The sequence below is a fragment of the Lentzea pudingi genome (assembly GCF_014646255.1).
GTDB classification, from domain to species: Bacteria; Actinomycetota; Actinomycetes; order Mycobacteriales; family Pseudonocardiaceae; genus Lentzea; species Lentzea pudingi.
In genome coordinates this window covers 34,767-47,554 of sequence record NZ_BMNC01000013.1, presented here as the reverse complement: position 1 = coordinate 47,554, position 12,788 = coordinate 34,767, and the positions used below count along the sequence as shown (strand labels likewise).

The window sequence follows — 12,788 nt, the reverse complement described above, 5'->3', positions numbered from 1 at the left end:
GAGAAATGGACGAGACGGTTCCGTCCCGTCCTCCACGTTAGGCGGGACGGGACCGTCTCGTCCAGTCCTATGATGTGCGCCATGACCAAGCGCACCCCGACCGGCGCCGCCGTCCTGCAGCCCCAGGTGACACAGGCGATCACCGACGCCGTGTTCGACGAGCTCGCCCTGCACGGCTACGGCCGGTTGTCGATGGAGGCCGTGGCCAAGCGCGCGGAGGTCGGCAAAAGCGCGCTGTACCGGCGGTGGCCGTCCAAACAGGACATGGTGGTGGCGGCGCTGTCGGAGTTCTCCGTGCCATTGGCCGAGGTGCCGGACACCGGGTCGTTGCGCGGCGACCTGCTGGCCACGGTCACGGCGGTGCACGACTGGCTGACGCACCCCCGGTTCGCCACGATCCTGCCCGACCTCACCGCCGAGGCCGTGCGCAATCCGGCGCTGTCCGAGGCGATCGCGGCGACGATCGGTGAACCCCGGCGCGCGCTCGGCGCGGTGACGTTGCAACGGGCGGTCGGCCGGGGCGAGCTACCCGCGGACCTCGACTTCGAGATCGCGCTGGACCTCGTCGCGGCGCCGGTCTACTGGCGCCTGTCGGTCCGCCGTGCCGGCATCGAGCCCGACTACCTCGAACGACTCGTCGACCACCTGCTGCGCGCGCTTCAGTGCTGATAGCTCGGGTAGTCGACGTACCCGTTCGGCGTCTGGAACCAGGTGTCGCGGTCGGCGCCGGCGAGCGGCAGGCCCAGCCGGAAGCGTTCGACGAGGTCGGGGTTGCCGATGTAGGCGCGGCCGTAGCTGATGAGGTCGGCGCCGTTGGCGAGCCAGCGCTCGCCCTGCTCGCGCGTGCCCTCGACCGGGCCGATCTGGCCACCGGGGTTGAGGATGAACGCGGTCGGCCAGGCCTTGCGCAGTTCCATCAACGCCTCGTCGTCCACAGTGGCCAGCACGTGGACGTACGCGATGTCCGGCAACGCTTTGAGCAGCTCGCCGTAGAGCACGGGCACGTCCTCCTCGACGATGCCCTGGATCTCACCGCCGGGTGAGAGCCGGATGCCGACGCGGTCCGCTCCGATGGCGTCCGCCACGGCCTCGACCGCCTCGACGGCGAACCGGATGCGGCCGGTGGTCGAGCCGCCGTAGCGGTCCGTGCGCTCGTTCGCACTGGAGGACAGGAACTGCTGGATCAGGTACCCGTTGGCGCCGTGCAGCTCCACGCCGTCGAACCCGGCGTCGACGGCCCGCCGTGCCGCGCCGGCGAACGCCTGGACCTGCTCCGCCACCTCCGCCGTCTCCAGGGCGCGCGGGACGGGTGCGGACGTCATGCCGGACGGGGTGAAGACCTCGGTGCCGGCCGCGATCGCCGACGGACCGACGGGGTGGTGCCCGGCGACGTCGGGGTGCCCGATCCGGCCACCGTGCATGAGCTGGGCGAAGATGCGGCCGCCGTTGGCGTGCACGGCGTCGGTGACCAGTCGCCAGGCCTTGACCTGGTCGTCGGTGTGGATACCGGGCATGAACGGACCGGCCTGGCCGACCGCGTTCGGATGCACGCCTTCGGTGACGATCAGCCCGGCCGTGGCGCGCTGGGCGTAGTAGGTGGCCGTGGCCTCGGTCGGTTTGCCGTCAACGGCCCGTGCGCGGGTCATCGGCGCCATCACGAGGCGGTTGGGCAGGGTCAGGTTTCCGAGTCGGTAGCTGCTGAGAAGCATGAGAGCTACGCTAGAAACCTGACGTTGACGTCAGAGGTAGCTTTTGTGGCGGAGGTCTCATGCGCATCGGTGAGCTGGCGGAACGCACGGGCGTGAGCGTGCGCGCGTTGCGCTACTACGAAGAGCAGGGGCTTCTCGCCTCCGAACGCAGCGGGAGCGGGCAGCGGCGGTACGAGGACAACGCCGTCGCCAGGGTGCGGCTCATCCAGCAGCTCTACGGCGCCGGGATCTCCAGCGCGTCGATCCTGGAGATGCTGCCGTGCGTGGTGACGGGGGTGGCTGCGCCGGAGGTGCTGTCCAAGCTGCACGGCCACCGCTCGTCGGTGGTGCGGCAGATCGAAGAGCTGCAGGAGACCCTCCTGCAGCTCGACAGGGTGATCGCGGGCGCCACGACGGCGTACGCGACCGGGAAGCCGTGCCCGCCCCAGTGAGCGGGCACGGCAGCGGGTCTCAGATCGTGGCGGTGTCGATCACGAACCGGTACCGCACGTCGCTCGACTTCACGCGCTCGTAGGCGGTGTTGACCTGGTCGGCGTCGATCAGCTCGATCTCCGCGCCCAGGCCGTGCTCGGCACAGAAGTCCAGCATCTCCTGGGTCTCGGCGATGCCGCCGATCATCGAGCCGGCGAGCGTCTTGCGTCCGCCGAGCAGCCCGAACAGGTTGATCGAGACCGGCTCCTCGGGCGCGCCGACGTTCACCAGGGCACCGTCGGTCTTGAGCAGGCCGAGGTAGGCGGTGAAGTCCAGCGGCGCGGACACCGTGGAGACGATGACGTCGAACTTGCCCGCCAGCTCGGTGAACGTGGCCGGGTCGCTGGTGGCGCGGTAGTCCTGGGCGCCGAGCCCGAGCCCGTCGTCCTTCTTGCGCAACGACTGCGACAGCACGGTGACCTCGGCGCCGAGCGCGGCCGCGATCTTCACGCCCATGTGGCCCAGCCCGCCGAGGCCGACGACGGCGACCTTCTTGCCCGGCGCGACGCCCCAGTGCTTGAGCGGCGAGTAGAGCGTGATGCCGGCGCACAGCAGCGGCGCGGCCACGTCGAGCGGCAGCGCGTCCGGGATGCGCACGACGTAGTTCTCGTCGACCACGATCTGCTGCGAGTAGCCGCCGTACGTGACGTCGCCGCGGCGGTCGATGCCGTTGTAGGTCATCGTGTTGCCGTTGGCGCAGTACTGCTCCAGCCCGCGCAGGCAGAACTCGCACTCGCGGCACGAGTCGACCATGCAGCCGACCCCGACCCGGTCACCGACGGCGTGGCGGGTGACCTCGGAACCGACCTCGACGACCACGCCGGCGATCTCGTGACCGGGGACCATCGGGAAGATCCCCTGGCCCCAGCCCTCGTCGACCTGGTGGATGTCGGAGTGGCAGATGCCCGCGAACTTGATGTCGATCAGGACGTCGTGCGCGCCGACCGCACGGCGCTCGATGGTGGTGCGCTCCAGCGGTGCCTTGGGTGCGGGAGCGGCGTAGGCAGCGACGGTGCTCATCAGGGTCTCTCCTCGGTTCGTCGTGTCGATGACGACACTGCTCGCGTTCGTGAGGGTTGCCCAGACACCTGGTTTTCGTATGTCTGCCGTGCCTACCACCAGCAGTAGCAGGCACGACGTGGACGGCGCGGGGATACTCGGGTGCATGACCGTCGACCCGCGCACCGAGCTGAGCGACTTCCTGCGCAGCCGCCGCGCCCGGCTGTCCCCTGACGACGTCGGGCTCCCCCAGTACGGCCGCGCCCGCCGCGTGCCAGGCCTGCGCCGCGAGGAACTGGCGCAGCTCGCGGGCGTCTCCGTGGCGTACTACACGCGCCTGGAGCAGGGCAACGGCCGCAACGTCTCGACCGAGGTCCTGGACTCGATCGCCCGCGCGTTGCGCCTGACCGACGCCGAACGCGACTACCTGGGCAACCTGACCCGCAGCAAGCCGCAGAAGAAGAAGGCCGAGCCGCGTGCGACGGTCCGCCCGGCGCTGCGGCACCTGCTCGAAGGCATCGCCGTACCCGCGTACATCGGCGGCCGGCGCACCGACATCCTCGCGTGGAACCCGATGGCCGCGGCCCTGTTCGGCGACTGGGGCCGGCTCGCGCCACGAGACCGCAACTGGGCGCGCCTGATCTTCCTGCGGCCCGAGTACCAGGGCCTCTTCGTCAACTGGGAGAACAAGGCCGCCGACATCGTCGCGTTCCTGCGCTCCGACGCCGCCTGCTGCTCGAACGACCCGGAACTGGCCGCGCTGATCGGCGAGCTGTCGCTGAAGAGCGAGCTCTTCCGCCAGCTCTGGGCCGCGCACGAGGTCAAGGAGAAGAGCTTCGGCACGAAGGTGCTCAAGCATCCTCTGGTGGGCGAGCTGACGCTCTCGTACGAGACGCTGCGCATGCCGAACGAGCCCGGCATGTTCCTGAGCACCTACCACGCCGAACCGGGCACCCCGTCCGCCGAGGGCCTGCAGCTGCTGGCCAACTGGGGTGCGGGCGCGACGCCGTCTGTTACTACTAAGGCGTGAGAACACCGCGTCTGGAGATCGAGTACTGCACGCAGTGCCGCTGGCTGCTGCGTGCGGGCTGGACCGCGCAGGAGCTGCTGACGACGTTCACCGCCGAACTGGGCGAGGTCGCGCTGATCCCCGGTACCGGAGGCGTGTTCGACGTGCGGCTCGACGGCGAGACCCTGTGGTCGCGCAAGGTTCAGGAGGGCTTCCCGGACCTCGCCGTGCTCAAGCAGCTCGTGCGCGACCGGGTGGCGCCAGAGCGTTCGCTGGGCCACACCGATCGCAAGAACTCCTGACCACAGCGGTGATCAGGCCGTCCGTCGTGCCGCCGGAAAACCGCCCTGGCGGCTGGTGAACTCGGTCTCCACGCGGAACACCGCCTCGTCCGGGTGCTGGGCTCAGGCCGGCGTCAACTCCACACCATTGTGGACGGTGCGGTAACCATTCGCCACCGAACCACCGTCCCAGCGGGTGGAATTCCGGTGTGGTTCAAGGCTGTTCCGGTAGACCTCTGCGGCTGTCCACCAGGCGTACCGCTCCAGTGGGTTTCGAGCCGTCGCTCATACGTTCTTCAACTAACCAAGAACGCGCTCGCACCCACTCATGCCCGCCGACCGCTTGGGGGATTTCAGAGATGTCGCACGAAGCTGAAGTGGACGGCGGCTGCCTCCCCGACCTGCTGCGCAAGCAGGTCGAGGAACACCCTGATCGCACGGCCGTCGTCTTCGGTGAGGACAGCATCACCTACGGCGAACTGTTCGAGCAGAGTTCCGCGCTGGCCACGCATCTGAGACGACTCGGCATCAGCGAGGACGACTGCGTCGGCATGTTCGTGGAGCCGTCGCTGGACCTCGTGGTCGGAGCGTGGGGAATCCTGTGCGCCGGCGGCGCCTACCTGCCGCTGAGCCCGGAGTACCCGGAAGAGCGGCTCCGGTACATGATCGAGGACTCGCGCACGAAGGTCGTCGTGACGCAGCCCGCCCTGAAGCAGCGCCTGGCCGAACTCGCGCCCGCCACCACGAGGATCGTCACCCTCGACGACTGCGACGAGGCGTTCGACGACGGCTTCTCCCCCGCGCACACGAGTCTCGCGTACATCATCTACACCTCGGGCAGCACCGGCCGGCCCAAGGGCGTGATGATCGAACACCGCAGCATCGTCAACCAGATGCTGTGGCTGCACGACGTGCACGCCATCGACGGCACGAAGCGCGTGGTGCAGAAGACGCCGATGAGCTTCGACGCCGCGCAGTGGGAGATCCTCGCCCCCGCGGTCGGCAGCACCGTCGTGATGGGCCGTCCCGGCATCTACCGCGACCCCGAGATGCTGATCGAGACCATGCGCGAGCAGGGTGTCACGACGCTGCAGTGCGTGCCGACGCTGCTCCAGGCGTTGATCGACACCGAGGAGTTCCACACCGTCACGTCGCTGAAGCAGGTCTTCAGCGGTGGCGAGGCGTTGTCCCGCACGCTGGCCCAGGCGTTCGTCGCGGACATGCCGAACGTCAGGCTCATCAACCTCTACGGCCCCACCGAGACGACGATCAACTCGTCATCGCACGTGGTCGACCCCGCCGAGCTCGCCGAGGCACCGAAGTCCATCTCGATCGGCCTGCCGGTGGCGCAGACGACGTACCTGGTGCTCGACGAGAACCGCGACCTGGTCACGCCGGGCGAGATCGGTGAGCTCTACATCGGCGGCATCCAGGTCGCCCGCGGCTACCTGCACCAGCCGGAGCTGACCGAGGAACGGTTCGTGGACGGCATGTTCCGCACCGGCGACCTCGTGACGCAGAACCTCGACGGCACGGTGCAGTTCGCCGGACGCGCCGACAGCCAGGTCAAGCTGCGCGGGTACCGGGTCGAGCTGGACGAGATCCGGCTCGCGATCGAGACGCACGACTGGGTGCGCAACGCGGCGGTGATCGTCAAGGAGGACGAGCGCACCGGGTTCCAGAACCTGATCGCGTGCGTCGAGCTGAACCCCAAGGAAGCCGCCCTGATGGACCAGGGCAACGCCGGGTCGCACCACCAGTCGAAGTCGAGCCGCCTGCAGGTCCGCGCGCAGCTGTCGAACCCCGGCGTGCGCGACGACCTCGGTGGCCGGCAGAGCTTCGAGCTGCCCGGTGAGGAAGCGAGCTGCCTGCAGCGCAAGGTCGTCTTCAGCCGCAAGTCCTACAGGTTCTACGAGGGCGGCCAGGTCACCGACGCCGACCTCCAGAGGTTGCTGGAACGCAAGCCGATCGGGGCCGGATCCAAGGACCCGAAGACCATCCACGTCTCCGAGCTGGGCGAGATCCTGCGCTACTTCGGCGCGCACTTCAGCGACCAGCGGCTGCTGCCCAAGTACGGCTACGCGTCACCGGGTTCGCTCTACGCGACCCAGCTCCACCTGGAGCTGCACCACATCGCGGGGCTGCCGGCCGGGCTGTACTACTACCACCCGCTGCGCCACCAGCTCGTGCTGATCTCGTCGCTGCCGGAGAGCTTCGAGGCCAAGGCGAAACTGCACTTCATCGGGCGCAAGGCCGCGATCGAGTCGGTGTACCTCAACAACATCCAGGAGGTCCTGGAGATCGAGACCGGCCACATGGTCGGCCTCTTCGAGGAGGTCCTGCCGGGTTACGGCCTCGACATCACGGCCGCCGCGTACACGCCGGAGACCAAGGAACAGCTCGACGTCGCCGACGAGGACTACTACCTCGGCACGTTCGAACTGTGCGCCTACACCGGCGTCCGCGAGGACGACGTCGACGTCTACGTCCAGACGCACCCCGGCCGCGTCGCGAACCTGCCCGGCGGCCAGTACCGGTACGCGGACGGCGAGTTCGAGCGGGTGTCGGACGAACTGGTGCTGCGCAAGCACGTCATCGCGATCAACCAGGCGGTCTACGAGCGGGCGAGCTTCGGTGTCACGGCCGTCAGCCGGTCCACTGAGGACTGGCGCCGGTACGTCGACCTCGGCCGGACCATGCACCGGTTGTCCGCCAACGACGTCGACCTCGGCTTCATGTCGTCGGGGTACAGCTCGAAGTCGGAGAACGACCTGCCGTCGGCCAAGCGCATCAACAGCCTCCTGAACGACATCGGTGAGGACGGCGGCCCGTCGTACTTCTTCCTGGGCGGCAAGGTCTCCTACGACCAGCGCCGCAGCCCCGGGATGAAGGAGGACGTCGTCCACATGAAGGGCCCGGCCGAGCTCATCCGGGACGACCTGGTGAACTTCCTGCCGGACTACATGATCCCCAACAAGGTCGTGGTCCTCGACAGGCTGCCGCTCTCCGCCAACGGCAAGATCGACGTCAAGGCCCTGGAGGCGTCGGACAAGACCAACGTCGACGACCAGGACCGCCCGTTCGTCGCACCGCGCACCATCACCGAGCGCCGCATCAGCGAGATGTGGAAGAAGCTGATGAAGCGCGAGACCGTCTCGACGCACGACGACTTCTTCGAGACCGGCGGCAACTCGCTGATCGCGGTCGGCCTGGTCAACCGCATCAACAAGGACTTCGGCACGAGCCTGCCGCTGCAGGTGCTGTTCGAGTCGCCGACGATCGAGCAGCTCTCCCGCCGGGTCGACGGCCTGCACGAGGGACCGATCTCGCGACTGGTCCCGTTGCAGCCCAACGGGGACGCGGTGCCGGTGTTCTGCTGGCCAGGCCTCGGCGGCTACCCGATGAACCTGCGCACGCTCGCAAGCCGTTCCGAGCGCCCGTTCTACGGCGTGCAGGCCCACGGCATCAACGAGGGCGAGACGCCGTACGGCACGATCCGCGAGATGGCCGCCGCTGACATCGAGGCCATCAAGAAGGTCCAGCCGCAGGGCCCGTACACGTTGTGGGGCTACTCCTTCGGCGCGCGCGTCGCGTTCGAGACGGCCTACCAGCTGGAGCAGGCCGGTGAGCAGGTCGAGAACCTCTACCTGATCGCGCCGGGATCGCCGAAGGTGCGCTCGGAGCGGGACAGCGACGAGGCCTCGTACGACAACAGCGCGTTCGTGACGATCCTGTTCTCGGTGTTCGCGGGCAGCATCACCGACGCGCGGCTCTCGAAGTGCCTGGAGGTCGCGAAGGACGAGGACAGCTTCGCGGCGTTCGTCAGCGCGGAGTTCCGCGACCTCGACAGCGAGCTCGTGCGGCGGATCATCAAGATCGTCACGGAGACGTTCTCCTTCAAGTACACCTTCAGCGAACTGGCCGAGCGCACCATCACCGCGCCGCTCACGATCTTCAAGGCGCAGGGCGACGACTACTCGTTCATCGAGGGCAGCGAGGGCTTCTCGGTCACCGACCCGACCGTCGTCGAACTGCGGGCCGACCACTACAGCCTGCTGCGCGAGCCCGACATCGACGAGCTGCTGGCGTCCATGGAGCAGAACGCGGTCGTGCAGCAGGAGATCGCCCAGGTGCCGGTGCTGCTGTCCGACGCGCAGATGGCCGAGCTCATCGCGGCCGTCACCAAGGCCGTCACCCTCGCCATCGCGGGAGGCCGGTCGTGAGGAGGACGCGATGCCGCACGTGAACATCAAGCACTTCCCTGCACCGCTCAACGACGAGCAGGCGTCCGAGCTGGTCACGGCCATCACCGAGGCGGTGACCAAGGCGTTCGGCTGCGACGAGGGCGTCGTGTCCATCGCCCTGGAACCGGTCGGGCCGCAGGCGTGGCAGGACCAGGTCTACGCGCCGGAGATCGTGGAACGCCACCACCTCCTGCGCAAGACCCCGAGCTACTGAGGTGCCGATGAACATTCCCCTTGTCTACAGCGAGGAAGTGGCCGAGGCGATCACGGCGGGGCAGCCCGTCGTGGCGCTGGAGTCCAACGTGATCACGCACGGCCTCGACTACCCGGACAACGCCGAGACCGCCCGCCGGGTCGAGGACGCGGTCCGGGCGAGCGGCTCGGTGCCGGCCACGATCGGCATCGACAACGGCCGCATCCTCATCGGCCTCACCGAGACCGACATCGAGAGGTTCGCGTCCACACCGGGGATCCCGAAGGTCAGCAGCCGCGACCTGCCGATCGTGCTGGCCCGCGGCGGGATGGGCGCGACCACCGTCGCGTCGTCGGTGATCGCGGCCGAGCTGGCGGGGCTGAAGTTCTTCTCCTCGGCCGGGATCGGCGGCGTGCACCGCGGCGCCGAACGGACGATGGACGTCTCGTCGGACCTCGTGCAGTTCACCCGGTCCAAGGTCGCGGTGGTCTGCGCGGGTGCCAAGAACATCCTCGACCTGGGGCTCACGATGGAGTTCCTGGAGACGCACTGCGTTCCGGTCGTGGCCTACCGCTCGGACGACTTCCCCGCGTTCTACTGCGTGTCCAGCGGTCTGCGCGCACCGCACCGCATCGACGACCCGTCGCTGCTGGCGAAGGCGATCGAGAACCACTGGGCGCTCGGCAACCCCGGCTCGTTCCTCGTCACCACACCGACGAAGCACGCGGACGCGATCGACGGTGCCGAGGTCGAGGCGGTGATCACCAAGGCCGTCGCACGAGCCGAACGTGATGGTGTGTCGGGGCAGGCGATCACGAAGTACCTCATGCGGGCCGTGGACCGTGCGACGGAGGGCCGTTCCGCGAAGGCCAACATGGCGGTGCTGATCAGCACCGCCGAGGTCGCCGGTGAGCTGGCCGCCGCCCATGCGAAGGAGTTCTCGTCATGAGCAACCGTTGCGCGATCTTCGACCTGGACGGCACGCTGGTCGACACCCCGCGCGGGATCGTCACGACGTTCGCGGCGGTGTTCACCCAGCTGGATCTGCCCACAGTGGACTCCGCGACGATCCGCGGCACGATCGGACTGCCGTTGCCGGCCGCGTTCGCGAAGGTGCTCGGGCTCCCCGAGGACGAACCGGTCGTCGCGTCCTGCGTCGAGCTCTACCAGTCGACGTTCCGCAGGATCGTGCTGCCGATGGCCACGCAGCTGGTGTTCCCCGGCGTGTATGACGGGCTGCAGTCGTTGCGGGAGGACGGTTTCCTGCTCGCCGTCGCGACGAGCAAGTTCATCGTGAACGCCGAGGCGCTGCTCACCGCGGCGGGACTGCGCGAGGAGTTCTCCGTCGTCGTCGGCGCGGACCAGGTCTCGAAGCCCAAGCCCGACCCGGAATCCGGGTTCCTGGTGCTGCGCAGGCTCGGCGTGGCACCGGGGAACGCCGTCATGGTCGGGGACACCACGCACGACGTCCTGATGGCGCACGGAGCCGGGATGGCGTCGATCGGCGTCTCCTACGGCGTGCACAGCGTCGACCAACTGCTCAGCGCCAACCCCACCTGGCTCGTCGACTCGTTCGCAGGCGTCGTGGCCGCCGTCAAGGAGTGCTCGTGATCTCCATCGAGGCCTACCTCGAGAAGAACGTGCATCTGTTGCCGCAGAACGACCAGCTGCGCGCGCTGCACACGATCGTCCGCGACCGGGACGTGTCCCGCGAGGACTTCGTCTTCTACACCGAGCGGATCAACCGGCTGCTGGTCGAGGCCGGCCTCGGCCTGCTGCCGTTCACCCCGCACGACGTCACCACGCCGGTCGGCGCGACCTACCACGGGCTGAGGTTCGCGGAGAAGCTCGTCGGCGTCCCGATCATCCGCGCGGGCGAGAGCATGGAGGCAGGGTTGCGCGCGGTCGTGCGGGGTGCACGGATCGGCAAGATCCTCATCCAGCGCGACAAGAAGACCAAGCTCCCGCAGCTCTACTACTCGAACCTGCCGGACGACATCGCGTCCCGGCACGTGCTGCTGCTCGACCCGATGCTCGCCACCGGTGGCACCGCCAACGCGGCGATTCAAGTGCTGCTCGACCGGGGCGTGTCAGAAGAGAACATCGTCTTCGTCACCTTCATCACGGTGCCGGAGGGCATCGAGGCGGTGTGCTCGCGCTTCCCGCGGGTGCGGATCGTGACGTCGGCGATCGAGGAACGACTCGACGAGAACGCCTACATGCTGCCCGGCATCGGTGATTTCGGCGACCGGTTCTTCGGCACCGACAAGTGACGGGGGCGCGACCATGAAGGGCAACCGGCTGCTGGCCGACTCGGCGGTCACGGCGCTCGCGCCGATGATCTGGGGCAGCACCTACATCGTCACCACCCAACTCCTGCCGCCCGACCGGCCGTTGCTGGCCTCGGTCGTCCGCGCGCTGCCGGCGGGCCTGATCCTGTTGCTGTTCGGGCGGGTCCTGCCGCAGGGCGTCTGGTGGTGGCGTGCGCTCGTCCTCGGCACGCTCAACATCGGCGCGTTCTTCTTCCTGCTCTTCGTCGCCGCCTACAAGCTGCCCGGCGGGGTCGCGGCCCTGGTCGGCTCGGTCCAGCCGGTGATCATGCTGGGGCTGGCCGCGCTCGTGCTCGGTGACAAGATCCGGCTCCCGCACGTGCTCGCCTGCTTCGCCGCCACCGCCGGTGTCGCGTTGCTGGTGCTGAAAGCCTCGGCACAGCTCGACTTCGTCGGCGTGCTGGCGGCGTTGGGCGGCGCGGTCAGCATGGCGTCCGGCATCGTGCTGACCAAGCGCTGGAAGCGGCCTGCCGAGGTCAACGTCCTGCTGTTCACCGGCTGGCAGCTCACGGCCGGCGGCCTCGTGCTGCTGCCCGCGCTCTTCCTGCTGGAGGGCCTCCCGAGCACGATCACCGGCACCAACGTGCTCGGCTTCGGCTACCTGATCGTGCTCGGGTCCCTGTTCGGCTACTCGGTCTGGTTCCGCGGCACCGACCGGGTGCCGGCGATCGGGTTGTCGTTCCTCGGCTTCTGCAGCCCGCTCATCGCCACCGTGCTCGGACTGGTGTTCCTCGGCCAGACGCTGTCGCTGTTCCAGCTCGTCGGCGCGCTCATCCTGATCGGGTCGATCGTGCTCGTGCAGCTCACGCCGACGAAGAAACCGTTGCTGGAACCGGAACGCGAACTTCAGCGCACGACGTCGTAGACGAGCTTCTGGATGCCGTTGCCGTAGGACTCGCTCTCCACGACCTTCAGCAGCTGCTTGTCCTTGTCGGTCTCGCTGAACAGCCGCTTGCCCGCGCCGAGCAGCACCGGGAACACCAGCAGGTGGTAGCGGTCGATCAGGCCTGCGTCGGAGAGGTTGCGGTTGAGCGTCGCGCTGCCGTGGAGGGAGATCGGGCCGCCCTCGGTCTCCTTCAGCGCCGCGACGTCGTCCAGCGACCGCAGGATCGTGATGTCGCCCCAGTTGTCGACGAGCTGGTCCTCCTTCAGCGTGCTGGAGACGACGTACTTCGGCATCGCGTTGTACCGCGGGAAGTAGTCGAGCGTCGGCCACACCGGGGAGAACGCCTCGTAGCTGACCCGGCCCATCATCATCGCCGCGGCCTCTTCCTGCTCGCGGCCCTTGATCTCGTAGGCGGCCTCGTCGAACTCGATGTCCTTGAAGGTCCAGCCGGAGCTGCGGTGACCGGGTTCGCCACCGGGCGCCTCGACGACGCCGTCGAGGGAGACGAAAGCGGTGGCGATCAGGGTGCGCATCTGGTTCTCCTTGATGTTCGCGCTTGCTGTCATCAGTGCGTCGAACGGGAGATGGCGGGAATCGACATCTCGCGCCAGGAGATTTTGCGACATGCGTGACGGCGGCGCCGCACACCCCTCCGAGTACAGCGCC

The 12,788-nt window shown here is 68.4% G+C and carries 13 protein-coding genes; 10 read left to right on the top strand and 3 right to left on the bottom strand.

Features of this window, described 5'->3' with window-relative positions:
- The first annotated feature begins 81 nt into the window (after positions 1–81).
- Positions 82–669, top strand: coding sequence for a TetR/AcrR family transcriptional regulator (locus IEY88_RS32760; RefSeq protein ID WP_229693988.1), 588 nt, complete (start codon positions 82–84; stop codon positions 667–669).
- Here the strand turns inward: IEY88_RS32760 and IEY88_RS32755 are convergent.
- A complete protein-coding gene (locus tag IEY88_RS32755; RefSeq protein WP_189158780.1) occupies positions 660–1,709 on the bottom strand; it encodes an alkene reductase in 1,050 nt (349 codons plus the stop codon). The two genes, IEY88_RS32760 and IEY88_RS32755, sit on opposite strands and share 10 nt — an antisense overlap.
- A 59-nt stretch (positions 1,710–1,768) precedes the next feature.
- Between IEY88_RS32755 and IEY88_RS32750 the strand changes: the two genes are divergently transcribed.
- Positions 1,769–2,140, top strand: coding sequence for a MerR family transcriptional regulator (locus IEY88_RS32750; RefSeq protein WP_189158779.1), 372 nt, complete (start codon positions 1,769–1,771; stop codon positions 2,138–2,140).
- 19 nt (positions 2,141–2,159) lie between these two features.
- Here the strand turns inward: IEY88_RS32750 and IEY88_RS32745 are convergent, their stop codons facing one another.
- Positions 2,160–3,200, bottom strand: coding sequence for an NAD(P)-dependent alcohol dehydrogenase (locus IEY88_RS32745; protein WP_189158778.1), 1,041 nt, complete (start codon positions 3,198–3,200; stop codon positions 2,160–2,162).
- Between the two features lie 145 nt (positions 3,201–3,345).
- Between IEY88_RS32745 and IEY88_RS32740 the strand changes: the two genes are divergently transcribed.
- The 8 genes from IEY88_RS32740 to IEY88_RS32705 all read left to right on the top strand — a co-directional run bounded on the left by IEY88_RS32740 (position 3,346) and on the right by IEY88_RS32705 (position 12,101).
- Positions 3,346–4,209, top strand: coding sequence for a helix-turn-helix domain-containing protein (locus IEY88_RS32740; RefSeq protein WP_189158777.1), 864 nt, complete (start codon positions 3,346–3,348; stop codon positions 4,207–4,209).
- The gene (locus IEY88_RS32735; protein ID WP_189158776.1) at positions 4,206–4,490 is read left to right on the top strand and encodes an Rdx family protein; all 285 of its coding nucleotides are present in this window, start codon (positions 4,206–4,208) and stop codon (positions 4,488–4,490) included. Before IEY88_RS32740 ends, IEY88_RS32735 begins: the two co-directional genes overlap by 4 nt.
- A 338-nt stretch (positions 4,491–4,828) precedes the next feature.
- Positions 4,829–8,692 (top strand): amino acid adenylation domain-containing protein, encoded by a 3,864-nt coding sequence (locus tag IEY88_RS32730; RefSeq protein ID WP_189158775.1) that lies wholly within the window; start codon positions 4,829–4,831, stop codon positions 8,690–8,692.
- Positions 8,693–8,702: 10 nt separating this feature from the next.
- Positions 8,703–8,927 (top strand): tautomerase family protein, encoded by a 225-nt coding sequence (locus IEY88_RS32725; protein WP_189158774.1) that lies wholly within the window; start codon positions 8,703–8,705, stop codon positions 8,925–8,927.
- 7 nt (positions 8,928–8,934) lie between these two features.
- Positions 8,935–9,855: a pseudouridine-5'-phosphate glycosidase gene (locus tag IEY88_RS32720; RefSeq protein ID WP_189158773.1), complete on the top strand. Its 921-nt coding sequence runs from the start codon at positions 8,935–8,937 to the stop codon at positions 9,853–9,855.
- The gene (locus IEY88_RS32715; RefSeq protein ID WP_189158772.1) at positions 9,852–10,517 is read left to right on the top strand and encodes an HAD family hydrolase; all 666 of its coding nucleotides are present in this window, start codon (positions 9,852–9,854) and stop codon (positions 10,515–10,517) included. The genes IEY88_RS32720 and IEY88_RS32715 overlap by 4 nt, the downstream gene beginning before the upstream one ends.
- The gene (gene upp, locus IEY88_RS32710; protein ID WP_229693987.1) at positions 10,514–11,179 is read left to right on the top strand and encodes a uracil phosphoribosyltransferase; all 666 of its coding nucleotides are present in this window, start codon (positions 10,514–10,516) and stop codon (positions 11,177–11,179) included. The genes IEY88_RS32715 and upp overlap by 4 nt, the downstream gene beginning before the upstream one ends.
- A 13-nt stretch (positions 11,180–11,192) precedes the next feature.
- Positions 11,193–12,101 (top strand): EamA family transporter, encoded by a 909-nt coding sequence (locus tag IEY88_RS32705; protein WP_189158771.1) that lies wholly within the window; start codon positions 11,193–11,195, stop codon positions 12,099–12,101.
- Here IEY88_RS32705 and IEY88_RS32700 read toward each other — a convergent pair.
- Positions 12,083–12,655 carry a dihydrofolate reductase family protein gene (locus IEY88_RS32700; RefSeq protein WP_189158770.1) on the bottom strand — a complete coding sequence of 191 codons (573 nt, stop codon included), beginning with the start codon at positions 12,653–12,655 and terminating at the stop codon, positions 12,083–12,085. The genes IEY88_RS32705 and IEY88_RS32700 overlap by 19 nt on opposite strands.
- Positions 12,656–12,788 lie beyond the last annotated feature (133 nt).

Excerpts from the sequence above, each read along its gene's own strand:
- IEY88_RS32760 (WP_229693988.1), top strand. The coding sequence starts at position 82 with ATGACCAAGCGCACCCCGACCGGCGCCGCCGTCCTGCAGCCCCAGGTG.
- IEY88_RS32755 (WP_189158780.1), bottom strand. The coding sequence starts at position 1,709 with ATGCTTCTCAGCAGCTACCGACTCGGAAACCTGACCCTGCCCAACCGC.
- IEY88_RS32750 (WP_189158779.1), top strand. The coding sequence starts at position 1,769 with ATGCGCATCGGTGAGCTGGCGGAACGCACGGGCGTGAGCGTGCGCGCG.
- IEY88_RS32745 (WP_189158778.1), bottom strand. The coding sequence starts at position 3,200 with ATGAGCACCGTCGCTGCCTACGCCGCTCCCGCACCCAAGGCACCGCTG.
- IEY88_RS32740 (WP_189158777.1), top strand. The coding sequence starts at position 3,346 with ATGACCGTCGACCCGCGCACCGAGCTGAGCGACTTCCTGCGCAGCCGC.
- IEY88_RS32730 (WP_189158775.1), top strand. The coding sequence starts at position 4,829 with ATGTCGCACGAAGCTGAAGTGGACGGCGGCTGCCTCCCCGACCTGCTG.
- IEY88_RS32725 (WP_189158774.1), top strand. The coding sequence starts at position 8,703 with ATGCCGCACGTGAACATCAAGCACTTCCCTGCACCGCTCAACGACGAG.
- IEY88_RS32720 (WP_189158773.1), top strand. The coding sequence starts at position 8,935 with ATGAACATTCCCCTTGTCTACAGCGAGGAAGTGGCCGAGGCGATCACG.
- IEY88_RS32715 (WP_189158772.1), top strand. The coding sequence starts at position 9,852 with ATGAGCAACCGTTGCGCGATCTTCGACCTGGACGGCACGCTGGTCGAC.
- IEY88_RS32705 (WP_189158771.1), top strand. The coding sequence starts at position 11,193 with ATGAAGGGCAACCGGCTGCTGGCCGACTCGGCGGTCACGGCGCTCGCG.
- IEY88_RS32700 (WP_189158770.1), bottom strand. The coding sequence starts at position 12,655 with ATGCGCACCCTGATCGCCACCGCTTTCGTCTCCCTCGACGGCGTCGTC.